The sequence below is a fragment of the Dokdonella sp. genome (genome assembly GCF_019634775.1).
In the GTDB taxonomy this organism is placed as follows: Bacteria; Pseudomonadota; Gammaproteobacteria; order Xanthomonadales; family Rhodanobacteraceae; genus Dokdonella.
On sequence record NZ_JAHCAS010000001.1, the window covers coordinates 1,779,485 to 1,798,443 of the forward strand.

The 18,959-nt window shown below is 65.5% G+C and carries 19 protein-coding genes; 12 read left to right on the forward strand and 7 right to left on the reverse strand.

Annotation, left to right across the window (positions count from 1 at the left end; all coding sequences use genetic code 11):
• Positions 1 to 21 precede the first annotated feature (21 nt).
• Positions 22 to 1,362: a tRNA (N6-isopentenyl adenosine(37)-C2)-methylthiotransferase MiaB gene (miaB, locus tag KF907_RS07625; RefSeq protein ID WP_291219475.1), complete on the reverse strand. Its 1,341-nt coding sequence runs from the start codon at positions 1,360 to 1,362 to the stop codon at positions 22 to 24.
• A 133-nt stretch (positions 1,363 to 1,495) separates the two neighbouring features.
• Between miaB and KF907_RS07630 the strand changes: the two genes are divergently transcribed.
• Positions 1,496 to 2,467, forward strand: coding sequence for a lytic transglycosylase domain-containing protein (locus KF907_RS07630; RefSeq protein ID WP_291219477.1), 972 nt, complete (start codon positions 1,496 to 1,498; stop codon positions 2,465 to 2,467).
• 152 nt (positions 2,468 to 2,619) lie between these two features.
• Here KF907_RS07630 and KF907_RS07635 read toward each other — a convergent pair whose 3' ends face one another.
• Positions 2,620 to 3,780: a S1C family serine protease gene (locus KF907_RS07635; RefSeq protein WP_291219479.1), complete on the reverse strand. Its 1,161-nt coding sequence runs from the start codon at positions 3,778 to 3,780 to the stop codon at positions 2,620 to 2,622.
• A 155-nt stretch (positions 3,781 to 3,935) separates the two neighbouring features.
• On the opposite strand from KF907_RS07635, the gene petA reads away from it, so the two are divergent.
• The 5 genes from petA to KF907_RS07660 all read left to right on the forward strand — a co-directional run bounded on the left by petA (position 3,936) and on the right by KF907_RS07660 (position 7,805).
• Positions 3,936 to 4,532 carry a ubiquinol-cytochrome c reductase iron-sulfur subunit gene (gene petA, locus KF907_RS07640; RefSeq protein ID WP_291219480.1) on the forward strand — a complete coding sequence of 199 codons (597 nt, stop codon included), beginning with the start codon at positions 3,936 to 3,938 and terminating at the stop codon, positions 4,530 to 4,532.
• Positions 4,533 to 4,534: 2 nt separating this feature from the next.
• The gene (locus KF907_RS07645; protein ID WP_472843830.1) at positions 4,535 to 5,797 is read left to right on the forward strand and encodes a cytochrome b; all 1,263 of its coding nucleotides are present in this window, start codon (positions 4,535 to 4,537) and stop codon (positions 5,795 to 5,797) included.
• Positions 5,790 to 6,554 (forward strand): cytochrome c1, encoded by a 765-nt coding sequence (locus KF907_RS07650; RefSeq protein WP_291219481.1) that lies wholly within the window; start codon positions 5,790 to 5,792, stop codon positions 6,552 to 6,554. The genes KF907_RS07645 and KF907_RS07650 overlap by 8 nt, the downstream gene beginning before the upstream one ends.
• A 218-nt stretch (positions 6,555 to 6,772) precedes the next feature.
• Positions 6,773 to 7,396: a glutathione S-transferase N-terminal domain-containing protein gene (locus KF907_RS07655; protein WP_291219482.1), complete on the forward strand. Its 624-nt coding sequence runs from the start codon at positions 6,773 to 6,775 to the stop codon at positions 7,394 to 7,396.
• Between the two features lie 25 nt (positions 7,397 to 7,421).
• Positions 7,422 to 7,805: a ClpXP protease specificity-enhancing factor gene (locus KF907_RS07660; protein ID WP_291219483.1), complete on the forward strand. Its 384-nt coding sequence runs from the start codon at positions 7,422 to 7,424 to the stop codon at positions 7,803 to 7,805.
• Between the two features lie 7 nt (positions 7,806 to 7,812).
• Here KF907_RS07660 and KF907_RS07665 read toward each other — a convergent pair whose 3' ends face one another.
• Positions 7,813 to 8,127, reverse strand: a complete 315-nt coding sequence (locus KF907_RS07665) for a DUF3301 domain-containing protein (protein ID WP_291219485.1) — start codon at positions 8,125 to 8,127, stop codon at positions 7,813 to 7,815.
• Positions 8,128 to 8,258: 131 nt separating this feature from the next.
• Between KF907_RS07665 and KF907_RS07670 the strand changes: the two genes are divergently transcribed.
• Together KF907_RS07670 and KF907_RS07675 are read left to right on the forward strand one after the other, a co-directional pair.
• Positions 8,259 to 10,724 (forward strand): bifunctional serine/threonine-protein kinase/formylglycine-generating enzyme family protein, encoded by a 2,466-nt coding sequence (locus tag KF907_RS07670; protein ID WP_291219487.1) that lies wholly within the window; start codon positions 8,259 to 8,261, stop codon positions 10,722 to 10,724.
• 20 nt (positions 10,725 to 10,744) lie between these two features.
• A complete protein-coding gene (locus KF907_RS07675) occupies positions 10,745 to 11,551 on the forward strand; it encodes an FHA domain-containing protein (protein WP_291219489.1) in 807 nt (268 codons plus the stop codon).
• Here KF907_RS07675 and nadC read toward each other — a convergent pair.
• The 3 genes from nadC to KF907_RS07690 all read right to left on the reverse strand — a co-directional run bounded on the left by nadC (position 11,533) and on the right by KF907_RS07690 (position 15,265).
• On the reverse strand, positions 11,533 to 12,393 hold the full coding sequence (nadC, locus tag KF907_RS07680; RefSeq protein WP_291219491.1) for a carboxylating nicotinate-nucleotide diphosphorylase: 861 nt from the start codon (positions 12,391 to 12,393) through the stop codon (positions 11,533 to 11,535). The two genes, KF907_RS07675 and nadC, sit on opposite strands and share 19 nt — an antisense overlap.
• Positions 12,394 to 12,462: 69 nt before the next feature.
• Complete coding sequence (locus KF907_RS07685; protein ID WP_291219493.1) at positions 12,463 to 14,856, reverse strand: DUF1631 domain-containing protein; 2,394 nt, start codon at positions 14,854 to 14,856, stop codon at positions 12,463 to 12,465.
• A gap of 118 nt (positions 14,857 to 14,974) precedes the next feature.
• The gene (locus KF907_RS07690) at positions 14,975 to 15,265 is read right to left on the reverse strand and encodes a Trm112 family protein (RefSeq protein WP_291219494.1); all 291 of its coding nucleotides are present in this window, start codon (positions 15,263 to 15,265) and stop codon (positions 14,975 to 14,977) included.
• A gap of 43 nt (positions 15,266 to 15,308) precedes the next feature.
• Between KF907_RS07690 and purE the strand changes: the two genes are divergently transcribed.
• Together purE and KF907_RS07700 are read left to right on the forward strand one after the other, a co-directional pair.
• Positions 15,309 to 15,809, forward strand: a complete 501-nt coding sequence (purE, locus tag KF907_RS07695) for a 5-(carboxyamino)imidazole ribonucleotide mutase (protein ID WP_291220276.1) — start codon at positions 15,309 to 15,311, stop codon at positions 15,807 to 15,809.
• Between the two features lie 10 nt (positions 15,810 to 15,819).
• Positions 15,820 to 16,947, forward strand: coding sequence for a 5-(carboxyamino)imidazole ribonucleotide synthase (locus KF907_RS07700; RefSeq protein WP_291219495.1), 1,128 nt, complete (start codon positions 15,820 to 15,822; stop codon positions 16,945 to 16,947).
• Between the two features lie 118 nt (positions 16,948 to 17,065).
• Here the strand turns inward: KF907_RS07700 and KF907_RS07705 are convergent, their stop codons facing one another.
• A complete protein-coding gene (locus KF907_RS07705; RefSeq protein ID WP_291219497.1) occupies positions 17,066 to 17,644 on the reverse strand; it encodes a superoxide dismutase in 579 nt (192 codons plus the stop codon).
• A 206-nt stretch (positions 17,645 to 17,850) separates the two neighbouring features.
• On the opposite strand from KF907_RS07705, the gene grxD reads away from it, so the two are divergent.
• Positions 17,851 to 18,168 (forward strand): Grx4 family monothiol glutaredoxin, encoded by a 318-nt coding sequence (grxD, locus tag KF907_RS07710; protein ID WP_291219498.1) that lies wholly within the window; start codon positions 17,851 to 17,853, stop codon positions 18,166 to 18,168.
• A gap of 2 nt (positions 18,169 to 18,170) precedes the next feature.
• On the forward strand, positions 18,171 to 18,944 hold the full coding sequence (locus KF907_RS07715) for an SDR family NAD(P)-dependent oxidoreductase (RefSeq protein ID WP_291220278.1): 774 nt from the start codon (positions 18,171 to 18,173) through the stop codon (positions 18,942 to 18,944).
• Positions 18,945 to 18,959: the final 15 nt, after the last annotated feature.

An 18,959-nucleotide genomic window follows, 5' to 3' on the forward strand; every position in this document is an offset into this window, starting at 1 on the left:
GCTCTGTGAGATTCCGACGACTCAGGCCGCGCATTCTTCGCGCGTGCACACGCGGCCGCGCAGCGAATTGCTCTTCGCCCCGGTAATTTCGACATCGATGAATTCGCCGACCAGGCGGGCCGGGCCAGCGAAGTTGACCTTGCGCATGTTTTCGGTCCGGCCGGTCAGTTCGTCGGCGTCGCGCCGGCTCGGACCTTCGACGAGGATTCGCTGCACGCTGCCGACCATGGCGGCGTTGATCGCGCGCGCATGGTTGTCGAGCAGGGCCTGCAGACGCGCAAGCCGATCCTTCTTTTCCTCGGCTGGGGTGTCGTCGGCGAGGTTTGCCGCCGGTGTGCCGGGCCGGGCCGAGTAGATGAAGCTGAAGCTCTGGTCGAAACCGATGTCGGCGACGAGCTTGAGGGTCTTGTCGAAATCGGCTTCGGTTTCCCCGGGAAAACCGACGATGAAGTCCGACGAGATGCAGATGTCCGGCCGCACCGCACGCAGCTTGCGGATGCGCTGCTTGAATTCGAGCACGGTGTAGCCCCGCTTCATCGCCGCCAGGATGCGATCCGAGCCCGACTGCACGGGCAGGTGCAGGAAGTTGGCGAGCTTCGGCACGTTGGCATAAGCCTCGATCAACGAGTCTCCGAATTCCATCGGATGCGAGGTGGTGAAGCGGATCCGGCCGATGCCGTCGATCTCGGCGATCGCGTGGATCAGCAGGCCAAGGTCGGCGCTGCCGCCGCCGTGCATCGCGCCGCGGTACGCATTGACGTTCTGGCCGAGCAGGGTCACTTCGCGCACGCCGCGCTCAGCGAGCAGGGCGACTTCGGTGACGACATCATCGAACGGCCGGCTGATCTCCTCGCCGCGCGTATAGGGCACGACGCAGTACGTGCAGTACTTCGAGCAGCCTTCCATGATCGACACGAAGGCCGTGGGGCCCTCGGCGCGCGGTTCGGGCAGGCGGTCGAACTTCTCGATCTCGGGGAAGCTGATGTCGACCTGCGGCTTGCCGGTCGCCTCACGGGCGGCGATCAGCTCGGGCAGGCGGTGCAGGGTCTGCGGGCCGAACACGAGGTCGACGAACGGGGCGCGCTTGATGATCGCCTCGCCTTCCTGACTGGCGACGCAGCCGCCGACTCCGATGACCACCGGCTTGTCCTTCTTGAGCTGCTTCCAGCGGCCGAGCTGGCTGAACACCTTCTCCTGTGCCTTCTCGCGGATCGAGCAGGTGTTGACCAGAATGACGTCGGCCTCGGCCTCGTTGTCGGTCAGTTCGAGTCCATGGGCGGCATGCAGCACGTCGGCCATCTTCGCCGAGTCGTACTCGTTCATCTGGCAACCGTGGGTCTTGATGTACAGCTTGCCGGCCATGGGGGTGGAGAATCGTGAGCGAACACAGTAGTTTACGCGCTGTCCCCCCGGGCCTGCCAGCGTGCCGTGAGCACCTGGGCGGACATGCAGTCAGCCACGGAACCCCGTCGCCGGATACCGATCCAACACAACCATGTCGCCTGCCACCATCCTGCGCATGATTGTCCTCGCCACCGTTGCACTCGGCGTGGCTGCCGCGCGCGCGGATGTGCTCTACAAGTGCGAAGGGCCCGGCGGCAGCGTTGCCTACACGAACAAGAAGGATTCGTTCCGCGGTTGCACCGCCTTGGGCAGCTATGCCGCGCCGAAGACGCCGGCGCCGCCGGCCAGGTCCGTCGCGGCCGTGCCTGCCAAGGCCTGGGACTACCGTGAGAGCATCGACCCCAAGGCACAGCGGTCCGGCGTGACTTCGACCGCGCCGATGCTGTCCGCGGCGACGTCCACGACGATGCCGGCGCAGCCGGTTGCCGCGGTCGCGCCGCTGGCTACCGGCGAATCCGGCTCGAAGGTCATGACCGGCCCCACCACCTCGAAGATTGCGCCGAAGGTGCTGCGCGGTGCGGTGTATCGCGTCGATCGTGCCAACGGCATCACCGAATACACGAATGTGCGCCCGCGTGACGGCCGCTACGCTCTGCTGTTCAGCTACATCTCGACCTGCGTTGCCTGCGACATCCATTCGAAGATCGACTTCGCCAGCACGCGCCTCAACCTCGAGGCCTACCGTGACGAGATCGCAGGGGCCGCGGCCGAGTTCGGCGTCGATCCCGCATTGTTGCGTGCGGTCATGCACGCGGAATCGGCGTTCAACCCGATGGCGCTGTCGGCCAAGGGCGCTCAGGGGCTCATGCAGCTGATGCCGGGCACGGCGACCGATCTCGGCGTCGATGACGCCTTTGACGTCAGCCAGAACATCCGTGGCGGGGCGATGTACATCGCGCAGATGCTGCGCAGTTTCAACGGCGACGAGCGGCTCGCCACGGCCGCCTATAACGCCGGCCCCGGCGCCGTGCAGAAGTATGGTGACGTGCCGCCGTATGCCGAGACCCAGGTCTATGTGCAGCGCGTGGCGACCCTTCGTGAGCGCTATCGCAAGGCGTTGTAGGGGCGTCGGGGCAGTGGCGGAAAGAAGGTTCTTGTAGGAAACGCCTTCAGGCGTGATTCTTTTTCGTTGTTGCGTTGTACGACCAAGGCATCACGGCTGAAGCCGTTTCCTGCAGCCGTTTCCCACGGTCGTTTCGTGCCGTCGCTGGCCCCCTAGCCCTCGGAGCGTGGCTGGCGTTGGCTGACGATCGCCTCGAAGTCGAACGGGATTCCTGCGCGCAAGCCTTCGACGCGCACGCGCGAGCCCGGTGCGAGTGCGGCCTCGCGGCCGATCAGGTCGGCGCGGTTGCGGATCTCGACGCCGTCGAGGCGCAGCAGGATGTCGCCGGGCTGGATGCCGGCATTGGTGCCGCCGCCTGGCCCGGCTTCGATCACGGTCACGCCGGAGGACATCGCCGCATTCGTCGGCACCAGAGCATTGTCGGCATATTCCAGGCCGAGCGAGCCGCGGATGACCATGCCATGCTCGACGATCTGTTCAAGCACGGTCTTGGCCGTGGCGACCGGAATGGCGAAGCCGATACCCTCGGAAGTCTGCACGGTGCCGCCACGCATGCCGGCGTTGCGGTAGTTCGAGGTGTTGATGCCGACGAGTTCGCCGAGGGCGTTGACCAAGGCGCCGCCTGAGTTGCCGAAGTTGATCGCGGCATCGGTTTGGATGAAGTCCTCGTACTCGGACAGGCGCAGCTGGCGGCCGGTGGCGCTGACAATGCCCATGGTCACGGTCTTGCCGATGCCGAACGGATTGCCGATGGCGAGCACGACGTCGCCGACGGTCACGGCGCCGCGGTCGGCAATGCTGATCGTCGGCAGGTCGCCGGCGTCGATCTTGAGCACGGCCAGGTCGGTCTCCTGGTCGGTGCCGATCACCCGGGCATGCGCGACGCGGTTGTCGAACAGAAGCACCTGGATATCGTCGGCACCGTTGATGACGTGGTTATTGGTCAGCACGTAACCGTCGGTGCTGAAGATGACCCCCGAGCCGAGGCTCTGCTCGCGTTGCGTATACGGCGGGCTGATCGCACGGAACAGCCGTTGGGTCAGCGGGTCAGGGACGATGCGCAGCTGGCGTACGGTGGTGAGCTTGTTGGCGTAGATGTTGACCACGGCCGGCGCGGCGCGGGCGACTGCGTCGGCATACGACACTGGCCCCACGGCGCGAGGCCCGGTCGGTGTCGATGCGGCATCGGTGGCGGTGCCGCGCAGGCGCCCGACCAGTTGCGGGAAGAAGATGCTCGCGACGAAGGCCAGGGCCAGCCCGAGGATGACGAATCGCAGGATGAAGGCGGCGGTTCCGCGGGGTGCGCGTGGCATGGGGAGCAGAGCGATGGCTGGCCGTACGGACGAGGGCGGCGGGTTTGATTGTGCGGTTCGGGGCCGTTCGTTAAACTAGCACGATTTTCGGGCCCGGCTGCCGATCGCCCGAACCGGGATCTTTCGCGAACAGCAACAGTGCTCTGGAGTGCCGGATGGCAAATGACGGCGTCGATAAGGGCCGCCGCAGATTCCTGACCGCGACGACAGCTGTCGTCGGCGGTGTGGGGGTCGTGGCTGCGGCCGTACCTTTCATCAAGTCCTGGCAGCCTAGCGCGCGCGCGCAAACGGCCGGTGCACCGGTCGAGGCGGACATCAGCAAGCTCGAAGACGGGCAGATGCTGATGACCGAATGGCGCGGCCAGCCGATCTGGATCATCCGCCGTACGAAGGCCCAGCTCGACGCCCTGCCGGGCCTCGATCCGCTGCTTCGGGATCCGAAGTCCGAGAATGCGGAGCAGCAGCCGGCCTTCGCGCAGAACGAATATCGTTCGCTGAAGCCGGAGGTCCTCGTCCTGGTCGGCCTGTGTACTCACCTCGGCTGTGCGCCGAAGCTGCATGCCGAGCTCAAGCCCGAGCCGTTCGACGCGGACTGGAAGGGCGGATTCTTCTGTCCATGCCACAAGTCGCGTTTCGACATGGCCGGGCGCGTCTACTCCGGCGTGCCGGCGCCGACGAACCTCGTCGTGCCGCCGTACAAGTTCGTCGATGATGACCACATCATCATCGGCATCAGCGAGGGGGCGGCCTGATCATGAACCGACTGACCCGCGCCATGACCGACCTGCAGGGCTGGTTCAACGACCGGGCGCCCTCGTTCGGTCCGTTCTACCGCAAGCACATGACGGAGTACTACGCTCCGAAGAACTTCAACATCTGGTACATCTTCGGCGTCCTGTCGATGGTGGTGCTGATCAACCAGATCGTCACCGGCATCTTCCTGACGATGCACTACAAGCCGAGCGCGGCGGAAGCCTTTGCATCGGTCGAGTACATCATGCGCGACGTCGACTGGGGCTGGTTGATCCGCTACATGCACTCGACGGGTGCATCGGCGTTCTTCGTGGTCGTCTACATCCACATGTTCCGCGGCGTCATGTACGGCTCGTACAAGAAGCCCCGTGAACTGGTGTGGGTGCTTGGCATGTTGATTTACCTGGTGTTGATGGCCGAAGCCTTCCTCGGCTACGTGTTGCCGTGGGGCCAGATGTCGTTCTGGGGCGCCAAGGTGATCATCTCGCTGTTCGGCGCCATTCCCTATGTCGGTGGGGCGCTGACCGAATGGATCATGGGTGACTACCTGCCTTCCGACGCCACTCTCAACCGCTTCTTCGCCCTGCACGTCGTCGCCCTGCCGCTGGTGCTCCTGCTGCTGGTTGTGCTGCACATCTTCGCCCTGCACGAGGTCGGCTCGAACAACCCCGACGGCGTCGAGATCAAGAAGGGCCCGAAGGGCAACCGCTGGTCGCCGACCGCGCCGGCCGACGGCGTGCCGTTCCACCCGTATTTCACGGTGAAGGACACGTTCTACACGGGCTTCTTCCTGATCATCTGTGCCTTCATCCTGTTCTTCGAGCCGACCGCGGGGGGCTGGTTCCTCGAGCACGACAACTTCGTCGAGGCCAACCGTCTGGTCACGCCCGAACACATCAAGCCGGTCTGGTACTACACGCCGTTCTACGCGATGTTGCGCGTCGTGCCGGACAAGCTGCTCGGTGTCCTGGTGATGTTTGGTGCCATCATCGTGCTGTTCTTCCTGCCTTGGCTCGACCGCGGCAAGGTGAAGTCCTGGCGCTATCGCGGCACCGGATTCCGCGTGGCGATCTTCGTGCTCGGCGTGTGCTTCGTCTGGCTCGGCAAGATCGGCGCCGGCCCAGGTACCGACCCGGTGGAGACGATCGTCGGGCGTGTCCTGACCGTGCTGTACTTCGGGTTCTTCGCCTTCCTGTGGGCCTATACCTATTTCGGCTGGGAGAAAACCAAGCCGGTGCCGGAGCGGGTGACTGGCCATGACTAACAAGACGAGCATGCGGCTGATGCGCCATTCCTTCCTCGCGCTCCTGTTCGTGCTGGCCATGGCGGTCGGTGTTCCGGTCATGGCAGCCTCCGGTGGCTCGCTGCAGCAGGCCAATGCCAGTCTGAGCGACCAGGGGTCGCTGCAGAACGGGGCCAAGCTCTACTTCAACTACTGTTCGGGTTGCCATTCGCTGAAGCTCATGCGCTACTCGCGTATTGCCAGCGACCTCGGTCTGACCGAACAGCAGGTCATGGACAACCTCAACTTCACCGGGGCGAAATTCGGCGATCAGGTGCCGCCGTCGATGGACGTCGAGGATGCCAAGCGTTGGTTCGGTGCCGCGCCGCCCGACCTTTCGCTGATGGCGCGCGCCAAGGGTGTCGACTACATCTACACCTACCTCAAGTCGTTCTACCTTGATCCTTCGCGGCCGCTTGGCTGGAACAACACGACCTTCCCGAACGCCTCCATGCCGAACGCGCTGTGGGAACTCCAGGGCGTGCAGACGGCCGTGTTCAAGCCCGGTGAGAAGGGCGGCGACCCGGTCTTCGAGAAGTTCGAGATGCACCAGCCCGGCCGCCTCGATCCGAAGGCCTTCGACGTCGTGGCTCGTGACATCGCCAATTTCCTGCAGTACGCGGCCGAGCCGGCTGGGCTGGTCCGCAAGCAGGTTGGCGTATGGGTCCTGTTGTTCCTTGGCGTGTTCACCCTGCTGGCCTGGCTGCTCAAGCAGGAATACTGGAAAGACGTTCACTGACAAGCACTTGGCCACGGGTGCAGGGCCGGTATCCGGTTCCCGGTGCATGGCCCGGCGCCCCCGTGTGCCGGCGGGCGCCTCGTGGCGCAAGCGCGCCGTGACGCCATTGCGGGATCGATCCGAGCATCCTAAAGTGTCGCGGAGCGGTGGGAGGGCCGGGGCGAACCCGGTTTCCGTGACGAGCGGCGGCATGACCCGCAGGGGAGAGGTGTTCCGAAATGGCCTTGAGTCAGCGTTCGCGCGCAGTCCTGACCTTGTTCTCGGCCCCGGATTGCGTGCATTGCCACCGGGTCAGGCTCGTGCTCGCCGCCAAGGGCGTCAGCTACGACCATGTGACGGTCGATCTCGACCGTCCACCGGCCGATCTGGTCGAGCTCAATCCGTACAACTCGGTGCCGACCCTGGTCGACCGCGATCTCGTCCTCTACGACACCAATGTCATTTGCGAGTACCTTGACGAGCGCTATCCGCACCCGCCGCTGATGCCGGTCGATCCCCTGTCCCGTGCGCGCCTGCGCCTTGCCGTGGTTCGCCTTGAGAACGACTGGCTGACCTTGGTCGACCAGATCGAGGCCGGTGGCCGTGGTGCCGAAACCGCGCGCAAGGCCTTGCGTGACGAGCTCGTGCGCAACGCCTCGGCATTTCGCGCCTCGAAGTTTTTCCTCAGCCCTGAGATGAGCCTGGCCGATTGCGCGCTTGCGCCGCTGATCTGGCGCTTCGAATCTCTCGGCATCCAGTTGCCGCGTGAAGCACAATCAATCCTCGATTACGGCGAGCGCATCTTCCGCAGTCAGGGTTTCACGCGTAGTCTCACTGCCGAAGAGCGCGCCTTGCGCCATTGAGGGTTTTGCGGTGTCCACGCCTGCCATGACGTCGAACCGCCCGTATCTGCTGCGGGCAATGTTCGACTGGATCAATGACAACGGCATGACGCCTTACATTCTCGTCGATGCCGGAATCGCCGGCGTGATCGTCCCGCAGACTGCGGTCAAGGACGGACGCATCGTCCTCAGCATCGCTCCACGTGCGGTGGCCAGGCTCGACATTGGCAACGAGCGCATCACCTTTCTCGCTCGCTTTGGTGGCGTGAGCCATGGCATCGAGGTGCCTGTGCATGCGGTGCTCGCGATCTACGCGCAGGAGAACGGCCAAGGCATGATGTTTCCGGCCGAGGCCCCGAGTCCGCCGGAACCGCCGCAGATGCCGGACGAAGCACCACCGGGCCGGCCGCGCCTTACCGTCGTCAAGTAGCCGTCGTTCAGGTTGGCGGAAACGCCTGTGATGCAGGGGGAGCCGGGCGTTCGGGTACGGTGTAACCCACCCGCCAGCGTCCGACGAAACTTATCGTGCCCGGATGGCGATCGGTGCCGTCCAGGCTGACCTCGAAGCCGTAGCGGCGAAGCAGGCCCACTCGGCCCTGCCAACGCTGCAACGAAATCCGCCGCAACGACACGGTATGGTCGAGCAGTTGCAACCCGGTTTCGTCGCAGAGGCGACGGCAATGCAGGATGGCCCGCTCGCGTGCGGCCTGTGCATCGAACCACAGTGCCAGCGCGACGCCGGCAGCGAGCATGAACGCCAAGGTCCCGGTCATCCGCCGAGTGTGGTGCCGACACCGTCCGGAGGCAAGGTCATTGCGGGTTCTGCGCGGCGCAGGCGCCACGATTCGATACAATCAGCGAGCAACCGACGGGGAGAGAGTCAGTGACGGCGATCGAGATCCCGGGATATCTGATCCGGCGCGAGATCGGCTCGGGCGGCATGGCCAGCGTCTATCTCGCGCTGCAGACCTCGCTGGAGCGTGATGTCGCACTCAAGGTCATGGCCCCCGCCCTGGCCGCCGATCCAGCCTTCTCGAAGCGCTTCCTGCAGGAAGCACGCATGCTCGCTTCGCTGGCGCATCCGAACATCGTGCAGGTATACGACGTCGGTGTGACCCAGAACCAGCTCAATTACTTCTCGATGCAGCACCTCCCGGGTGGCGATTTCGCCCTGCGCGTCAGGGGCGGCATCAGTGAGAAGGAGCTCGTGCGCATCCTCGAAGGCGTGGCCAACGCGCTCGGCTATGCGCACCAGCGCGGCTACGTGCACCGCGACGTCGCACCCGGCAACATCCTGTTCGATCTCAACGACACACCGGTGCTCACCGATTTCGGCATTGCCCGTGCGGTCAGCCAGGCGGCGCGCATCACCAGTGCGGGCATTTCGGTCGGCACCAGTCACTACATGAGCCCCGAGCAGGCGCGTGGCGGCGACGTCGATGCACGCTCGGACCTCTACGGTCTCGGTGTGCTGACCTGGTTCGGCCTGACCGGGAGGCCGCCATACGAAGGAGCCGACGGCTTCGCCGTCTCGTATGCGCACGTGTTCGAACCGATCCCGCGCCTGCCCGCTGCACAGGCGCATTGGCAGCCGCTGATCGACAAGGCGCTGGCGAAGGACCCCGCGGAGCGCTACCAGACGGCCGACGAATTCGTGCAGGCGCTCGCAGCGATCCAACCGCGTGCACCGACCAATGATGCGGAAGCGCCGACGCGTGTCATCCGGCGCGATGCGCTGGCAGCAGCCACTGCAGCCCGGCCGGCGGAGGCGGCAACGCAGATCGGTGTGCTGCCGACCATCGAGGAATCACGGCTTGCGGCAGGTGCGGGAGCTGGCGGTATGGCTGCACCGGCTGCCGGCCGCCGGTGGTTACCGTGGACGATTGCCGGGGTCGGAGTCCTGTTGGTCGGTCTGGTGCTATATGCCGTGGTCAGCTTGCGCAGCGGCGAACGCCCCGCAGTGGCTGCGACAACGGCGCGGGACGCCACCGTGGTCGCCCCGCCGCCGGCCCGTGAACCGCCAGCGCAGCCGTCAGTGCCAGTCGCCGAGAGTGGCGGGCGGGACTCCGTCGCAAGCGAGGCGTCGACCGGACAGGGCGAGGCCGAAGATGCAGCGGAGGTGCTGGAAAGTGGCCTGGGGACCGACGAAGCCGAGCCATTCGACCTGTCGAAGGTTCCGACCGTGGTCGATCCGGTGGTAGAGCTCGTGCGGTCCGGGCGCGCGGACCTGGCCGCCCAGCGCCTCACCAGCCCGCAGCGCAACAACGCTTTCGAGCGTTTCAGCGTGGCCTTGCGCATCGACGCCAAGTCGAAACCGGCGCGGCAGGGCATCGTCGACGTCGCCCAGGCGTATCTCGGCCTGGCCGAGAAAGCCTGGAAGGATGGCAATGTCCCCGAATTTGGCGGGTACGTGGACAAGGCCATCGAAGTGGCCGGTTCGATCCCCGAAGGCGCCGAGACGGTCGCCGCGGCGAGGGACCGGCGCCGTCGCGAGGTGGAGAAACTCGATGCCGAAGCCCAGGCCGCAGTCGCGAAATGGGACAAGGCGGCGGCACGCGGAGCCTATGAGCGACTGCTCGCCATCGACGCTGGCAATGCGCGTGCCCGAGAAGCACTCAAAGGTGTGGATCGCATCGGTATGCCGGGCTTCGTGTTCCGCGATTCGATGGGCAGCTCGCGTGGTCCGGAACTCATCGTCGTTGGCAGTGGCTGGGCTGTGGCGCGGCGCGAAACGACGAAGGCGGAGTTCGCGCAGTTTTGGCGCAGCGGTGGTGAACGCCAGTTCGCCTCGAAGCTCCCGTCATGCCGTGATCGCGAATCGGTGTTCCGCTCGTCGCGCAAGCGGACCTGGCAAGCCCCCGACATCGTGCAGGACGACACCCATCCTGTGGTCTGCGTGAGTTTTCAGCAGGCGCAGGCCTACGTCGACTGGCTCAGTCGCGAAACCGGCCAGCGCTATCGCCTGCCCAAGCCGAGCGAGTGGGAGCAGCTTGCTCGGCAGGTGCCGTCAGCGAGCTGCACGACGGCGAATCTTGCCGATGCGGCATTCAACCGAGCCTACGACACGCGCACAGGTGCCGACTGCGACGACGGCCACGCATCCACCGCGCCGGTCGGTCGTTTCGGCGCTGTGGCTGGCGTGTTCGACATCGACGGCAATGTGCGCGAATGGGTGGGTTCCTGCGGTGCCAGCGGTGCACTGGTCGCCGGTTGCCGCGAGCATGGTGTCCGTGGCCGCAGCTGGCTGTCGGTTGCGGACAAGGAAAATGTGGCGAAAGCCGACAGTTACGCCGAAGATGTCGCATTGAACAGCCTGGGTTTCCGCGTCGTTCGGGAACTCGCCCAATGACCGAGTTGCAGGGGATTCGAATGAAGCTCATTTTCCCGAATGGCGAACACGCTGAAGTGGTCTTGGGTGAAGGTGTCACACGGGTCGGATCGGGCAGCGATTGCCAGATCGTGCTGGTCGCCCCTGGAGTCGCCGTGGACCATTGCGAGATCGAGGTCGCCGGGGGGGCGGCGACGGTGCGCACGCGCGACCCAAGTGTCGCCACCGTGCTCAATGGCCGCCAGATCTCCCAGTCGGAACCGCTCAAGCCGGGCGATCTGCTCCTGTTCGGCCGCATCGGTTGCCGTGTCGTCGCCCAGGAGCGCAGCGCCGCGGCGTCACCGATGCCGCCACCTGCTCCCGCATTGACCGAAGACGGGCGTACGCGTATCCGCATGGCCTTGCCGAAGTTCATGCTGCGCGGGGTATCCGGAGCCACCTTCGGGCGCAATTTCGCCCTCAGTGGCTCGATGACGATGGGACGGCAGAACGATTGCGACATTCCGATCCAGGCCGACGAAATCTCGCGCCACCATGCCCGACTGCAAGTCACGGCCGAGGGCGTCATGGTCGAGGATCTCGGCTCTGCCAACGGCACCTGGATCAACGACAAGCGCATCCATACCGGCATGCTGCGACCCGGCGAGGAACTGCGCCTTGACACGATCCGCTTCCTGCTGCTTGCGCCAGGAGCGCAACCGTCGACGGCGGCGAAGGCCGTAACGAGTGAACCGGCGGCTGCTCCGGCAGGCAAGAGTGGCTCATCGGCAGTCGTATGGGTCGTGGTCGCCGTGGTGCTGCTGGCGGCCACCGCCTTCGGCGTGTTGCGCTATCTCGGCAAGATTTGACGCTGACCGAGTTCGACCCGCATCGACAGATCGATCGCCCTGACGTGCTTGGTCAGGGCGCCGACCGAGATGAAATCAACGCCAGTCTCGGCGATTGCACGGACACGGTCGAGCCCTACGCCTCCAGAAACCTCCAGAGGAATGCGTCCGTCGACCTCGGCGACTGCGCGCACGAGGTCCTGCAGCTCGAACTCATCGAGCATGATGCGATCGACGCGAGCATCGAGCGCCTCGCGCAGCTCGCCGAAGTTCTCGACCTCGACCTCGACCATGACTGTCGGATGCAGTGCGCGCGCGCGGGCCACGGCGGCAGCAAGCGAGCCGGCGGTGGCGATGTGGTTTTCCTTGATCAGAACCGCGTCGTAGAGTCCGATGCGGTGGTTCGTGCCACCACCGACCCGGACCGCGTACTTCTGCGCCTGACGCAATCCCGGCAGGGTCTTGCGCGTATCGAGTATGCGCGTGCGCGTGCCACGTACCGCCTCGACGTGCGCCGCCGTCACCGTCGCGGTCGCCGACAGCGTCTGCAGGAAATTGAGGGCGCTGCGTTCCGCGGTGACCAGCGCGCGCGCGCGGCCTTGCATCTGACAGAGTAGTTGCCCAGGCTCTGCGCGAGCCCCTTCCTCCACCTTCCATTCGAAGCGCAGATCCGGGTCGAGTTGGCGGAAACAGGCTTCGAACCAGTCACGGCCACACACGACCGCAGCCTCGCGCGTGATTACGCGCGCACGCGCCGGCATCAGCGCAGGCAGCAGGTCGGCGGTGACGTCGCCGGGGCCTATGTCTTCGGCAAGGGCACGCTCGACGTCGGCCAGGACGATGTCGACAGGGACGGCGTTCATGCCCGGGCAAAGCCTCCAAGGGGGCTGGCAGACTAGGGCATTCGGCTGCGCAGGGAAAGCGCCGCGCGGTCAGCCGGTGCCGGCGGGCGGTGGCTCAACCGAGGGCGGTTGCGTCTGACGCAGGCGCTCGACGATCGCATCGAGGGCACGGTCGAACAGCGGGACTTCCTCGAGGACGAGCGTCGAGCCGCGTCTCAATTCGACAGCAAGGGCCGCCACGCTCTTGTCGCAAACCTTCAGGCCACGCCGATTGACGAACAGGTACTTCGAGCTGATCGGGCTGATCCACGACAGCTTGGCGCGCTCGCGGTTGCCTGATTCATCGGTGAACTCGACCCAGGTGCCGACCTTGAGTTCCTTGGCCGTTCTCACGTATTCGTCGTCTTCGTCGACTTCGACAGTTTCGGGCTCGAGGGAGCCCGAGCTCAGCACGATTTCCTCGACCGGACTCTGCTTCGTCACAGCCGCACCACCTGCATCCACAGCGTTCGCGTCTGTCTCCTCCGCATGCGACGCGATCACTTCCTCTGCAGTCGTCAGCTCGAGGGCCTCGCCATTGATGACGCGCTGGTAGAACTGTGACAGCTGCTGCATGAGCAGGCGTACGTCACCCTCGTGGTAGGCCACCGTGCCAAGGCCGTGGCGCAGTGCTTTCTCGATGTGCGGCAACAGCGAGCGCAGGCGCGCACGCTCGGCGTCGCTCTGCTTGGGCAGCGCGCTCCAGACAAATTCGTCGGCGAAGCGCAAGGCATTCTTCCACTCGTCGGACGAGGTGCCATGGCGAAGCTCGGTAAGGACGAGGTAGTTCGCCCAGGGCCGCGACAGCACGTCGTGCACGACGGCTGGAAGTTCACGGTCTCCGATCCGCGCGAGGATCTCGCGTGCCGCGTTGCGCCGCGCAGTGTGCAGCTTCTCGCGACCGCGCGTGACCTCAGCGGCGCGCTGCTCGGCCAGTTCCGCGCGCTTGCGGTGCTGATGGATGAACTGGTCGAAGCTCGCATACTCGTGCTCGATGACGGCGAGATCGTCATCGAAGTCGGTCAGCACGGTCTCGATAACGGACTTGATGCGGTTGAACAACTTGTGGTCGGGATCGGATTCTTCCGTCCAGCTCTTGCCAGCCTCGGCGACCGCGTCGAGCAGGCGACGCGCCGGATGCGACTTCTGCGCGAACAGGTGTTTGTCGAGGATCGCGATCTTCAGGTACGGAATCTGCAGGCGACCGATCTGTGCCTGGATCTCCGAAGGCAGGTTGCGATCCTTCAGGATGTACTCGAACAGCATGCCGACGAGATCGATCGTGTCCTCGTCCGCAGTGGAGACATGGTGTCCGTGCGCTTCACCGCCCAGTTTTCCGACCTGATCGAGCAGCTCCTGCTTGATCTGGGTGACCGCCTGGGTGGCGTCGGCGATCGAATTGACCTGTGACTGCGCGGCGAGCGTCTGGCTCTGCAGGATGGTAAGCGCGCTCAGCAGGTCGGTCGGACTGAGGTTCGGGACCATCGGCGTCGTGCCGCGCCCGCCGAACTCGGCGGTATCGCTTGCGTACTCCATCTGCTGCGGGCGCCGGGCGGCCAGAAGGCTGCGCAGCTGGTTGTACAGTTCGGCCTGAAGTTCCGCAGCGGCGGGATCGTAAGTCGGGTTGTTCGAATAGGTGCTGGCCGGCGTGCCCGCGCCCGGTTCCTGCATCTCGCCCGGCGCAGGAGGCTGTGGTGGGTCCGACGCCCCCATTGGCTGTGAGCCCCTCAGTGGCGCCACCCGATGGCGGATCTGCGGCAGCACGCCCGCCTGGATCAGTTCGGCGTTGACTTCGTCATACAGCGACTCGAGCCCCGACATCACGTAGCGGTCGAACAGCTTGTAGATGATGAGCTTGACCTGCACGTTGAGGTCGAACTCGCGTACCGCCTGGCGGAAGGCGTTGCACAGCGGAGCGGGGCCGAGCGGGTTGCTCGAATCCTCGACGGGTGCGCCGCCGTTGATGACCGAGAGGCGCTGGTTGACCGCAAAGAGGGTACGCGAGAGGCGGTTCTCTGCTTTCGCCGCCATGCTCGAGATCGCCAGCGATTCCTCCAGTTCGACATCGTCGACCAGCGACAGGCCGGATGACGACTGTGGGGCAAGCTCCGGCTTGACCGGCTTGAGTTTGCCATCAGCGAAGTCGCTGAAGATCTTCGACAACTGCTCCTGGAAGATGCGTTCGACCAGCTGGCGCTTCTTGCGCACCTCGCGCATGCCGTCGAAGAACTGCACCTGCACGGCGTTGCTCTCGGCCCGCTCGGCAAGATGGAAGAGCGCGTCGTCGACGTTCTCGAACAAGGAGTTGACCAAGCCGTTCACGCGCTTGAGTGCGATGCCGCGCACGAGCTTGAGCAGTTCGCCGAGACGATCACCCGAGGCAGCCAGGCCGTGGCGCTGCGGGAAATCGAAGATCCTGCCCGGTTTGTCGTCTGGATTGCTCATGTTGCGTCGTTTCCCCTGCTGCCGTGCCGGGTGCAGAATCGCCCCGGCAACGGCTGCAAGCGCCTGTGAGGATCCCCTAGTGCTTGTTCATGTGAATGTGAAGTCTGTCACGCCCGCTTCACGGCGGCTTTGCGGCGACGAGCCCGGTGATGTCGCCGGCATCGATGCCGGCGCCGGCCAGCAGCACCGGGATATCGTCTTCGATCGGATAGGCGCGACGCCCGTCGTCGGTGACCAGCGCAGCAGTCCAGGCGACCGATGGTACGCCGCTGGCCGCACGCGCCTGGTTCAGGGCGCGCAGGCCATCCTTGTCGAGCAGACGCAACGGGCGCTGCGTCAGCGGGCAGCGGAGAATCTCGAGCAGGCGGGTGTCCACGGTGAACCCTTTCGGCAGATCGATGGCGCGCATGCGCGTACAATAGAGGCTTTCGCATGAACCGAACATGGGCGGAATGACGCTGGGTGACCCGCTGGTTGGCGTGGTGATGGGGTCGCGGTCCGACTGGGAGACGATGCGGCATGCCGCGGAAACGCTGGCTTGTCTCGGCATTGCCCACGAGGTGCGCGTCGTTTCCGCGCACCGCACGCCGGACGTGATGTTTGACTATGCCGCACAGGCGGTAGGGCGGGGCTTGCGCCTGATCATCGCCGGCGCCGGTGGCGCGGCGCACCTGCCGGGCATGCTGGCGGCGAAGACGCGCTTGCCGGTGCTTGGCGTACCGGTGCAATCGAAGGCGCTCAACGGGCTCGATTCGTTGCTTTCGATCGTGCAGATGCCTGCCGGAATTCCGGTCGCGACCTTCGCCATCGGTCGCGCCGGTGCAGTCAATGCAGCCCTCGCTGCTGCGGCCATGTTGGCCACCAGCGATCCCGTGCTGGCGGAGCGCCTCGATGCCTGGCGCCGTGAGCAGACGGCTGCGGTCGTCGCCGCCGACGATCCGCGCGCGGGTTAGTGGGTTAGCCATGGCCACGATCGGCATCCTCGGCGGCGGCCAGCTCGCGCGCATGCTTGCCCTGGCCGGTGCGCCGCTCGGGCATCGTTTCCTTGTCGTCGACAATGCCGAGGATCCATGCGCGGCCCAGGTGGCGCCGCTGCTGCATGCCGACTGGCGGGATCGGGATGCATTGGTCGAATTTGCCCGGCGTATCGACGTCGCCACCTTCGATTTCGAGAATGTGCCGGCCGAGACAGCCCACTGGTTGACCGGGCATGTTGCGGTGTTCCCGAACCCGGAGGCCCTGGCGACCGCCCAGGACCGGTTCCTCGAAAAGACCCTGTTCACCGGGGCGGGCATCGGCACCCCGGCCTTTGCCACCGTCGACAGTCTCGACGACCTGCGCGACGCCTGCGCGCGCATCGGCCTGCCCGCGGTGTTGAAGACGCGCCGGCTCGGGTATGACGGCAAGGGTCAATGTGTGCTGCGTGAACCAGCCGATATCGAGCGCGCCTGGCAACGCCTCGGCGGCGTGCCGCTGATCCTCGAAGCCTTCGTGCCGTTCGATTGTGAGGTTTCGGTCATCGCCGTGCGTTCGCGCAGCGGTGAGTTCCGCCACTACCCGCTGACGCGCAACTGGCATCGCGACGGCATCCTGTCCGCGAGCCTTGCGCCGCTGGAAGGCTTTGTCGAACTGGAGCAGCGCGCGATCGCGCATGCGCGTGAACTGGCAGAGCGGCTCGACTACGTCGGCGTGTTCGCCCTCGAACTGTTCGTGCACGGGGGGCAGCTGCTGGCCAACGAGATGGCGCCGCGCGTGCACAATTCCGGCCACTGGACGATTGAAGGCACTGCGTGCAGCCAGTTCGAGAATCACGTGCGCGCCGTGCTCGGGCAACCGCTCGGCGATACTGCCGCACGTGGTCACAGCGTCATGCTGAACTGGATCGGCGAACTGCCGGAAGCCGGACCGGTGCTCGCCGAGCCTGGCGCGCACTGGCACGACTACGGCAAGTCGCCGCGTGCGGGACGCAAGGTCGGTCATGCGACGCTGTGTGCGGACGATCCGGCCACCCTCGCCGCCATGCTCGAACGCGTCGGTCGTGCGCTCGGCCGCGCGGAGCAGGTTGCTCCTGTCATCGCGGCGCTCGGATAGCGCATAGCACGGGGCGTTCCGGTCGGTCTTCGGTAGGAGCGGCTTCAGCCGCTCCTACAGCCGCTCCTACAGCGCTCCCACAGAAGCGCCGCGATTCGTCACATCGGCCAATCTGCCGTCAGGCGAGCTGGCTGTCGACGAAATCCCAGTTGACGAGATTCCAGAACGCCTCGACGTACTTCGGCCGCGCATTGCGGTAGTCGATGTAGTAGGCGTGTTCCCAGACGTCGCAGGTCAGCAGGGCGCGGTCGCTGCCGGTCAGCGGCGTGCCGGCGTTCGAAGTGCTGGCAAGGGCGAGGCTGCCGTCCGGACGCTGCACCAGCCAGCCCCAGCCCGAGCCGAAGGTGCCGACCGAGGTCTTGCTGAACTCGTCCTTGAACTTTGCGAAATCACCGAAAGCCTTGTTGATCGCATCAGCCAGGCGTCCGCTCGGTTCGCCACCACCGGTCGGGGACAGGCAGTTCCAATAGAACGTGTGGTTCCAGATCTGCGCGGCGTTGTTGAACATGCCGCCACTGGACTTGCGGATGATCTCCTCAAGCGACAGGTTCTCGAACTCGGTGCCCGCGATCTGGTTGTTGAGGTTGGTGACGTAGGCCTGGTGGTGCTTGCCGTAGTGGTAGTCGATCGTCTCGGCCGAGATTTGCGGAGCGAGCGCGTCTCGCGCCCAGGGAAGCGGGGGAAGCTCGATAGCCATGGAGGAACTCCTTGCCGATGGGTAGGGCGGCACTGCGGCCGGGTGCGTATCTTCGCCGATGCCGGTTGCACGCGCGATGAAGCAGGCGCTCCGGCAGTCGGGGAACGGGCTGGCGAGGATAGGGACGCACGCCCGGGGGTTCAACCGAGTGCTACCATTCGCGGCCATTCCGGTGCGCTCTGCGCGCCACAGCCCCGGGTTTTCCGATGGACATCATCGACCGCATCAAGACGACAGTCGAGTCGTCGCCGATCGTGCTTTTCATGAAGGGCACGCCACAATTCCCAATGTGCGGTTTCTCCTCGCGCACGGTCAAGGTGCTCAAGACGATCGGTGCGCCGTTCGTCTCGGTGAACGTGCTGGAGGATCCCGAAGTGCGCGCGAACCTGCCGCGCTATTCGAACTGGCCGACCTTCCCGCAACTGTTCATCAACGGTGAGCTGATCGGCGGCTGCGACATCACCCTCGAGTTGTACGAAAGCGGTGAGCTTGAGCGCATCATCAAGGACATCCATCGCGCGTGAGCATGTTGCTGCCGCTCGAGCGGATCGACCATCCTGTTGCGGCTCCCGGCTCGCTGCAGGGGCGCGTGGTTCTCGTCACTGGCGCCAGCGGTGGACTCGGCCGCGCCACGGCGCTGGCCTGTGCGCGCGTCGGGGCGACTGTCGTCCTGGCGGGGCGCAAGGTTCGCGCACTCGAAGCGGTCTACGACGAGATCGAGGCGCTTGGCGGGCCACAGGCGGCGATCTATCCGGTCGATCTGGAAGGGGCAGGCCCTGGCGATCATGACGATATCGTCGACGCGGTGCGACTGCAGTGTGGTCGCCTCGATGGGCTTGTCCATGCTGCGGCTCATTTCGATGGCCTGCGGACCATCGATCAGACCAAGCCGCTCGACTGGCTGCGCGCACAGCAGGTGGGACTGAACGCACCGGTGTTGCTGACCCGCGCCTGCCTGCCGCTCCTGCGTGAAGCGGCCGACGCCGCCGTGGTCTTCGTGTTCGACGACCCGGCTCGCGTCGGCAAGGCCTACTGGGGCAGTTATGGCGTCAGCAAATTCGGCCTGGCTGGCTTCGCTTCGGTCCTGCACGACGAGCAGGCCAACGGCCCGTTGCGCGTGCACGGCCTGCTGCCGGCGCCTATGCGCACGACCCTGCGCCGCATGGCGTATTTCGGTGAAGATGCGACGACGCGTCCGACACCGGACCGGACTGGTGCGGCGGTGGCCTTCCTGCTCGGCGCGCAAGCCCACAGCCTGCGTGGCAAGACCCTCGACCTGCGCACGGCGCAGGCATCCTGACCCCAGAGGTGCGCG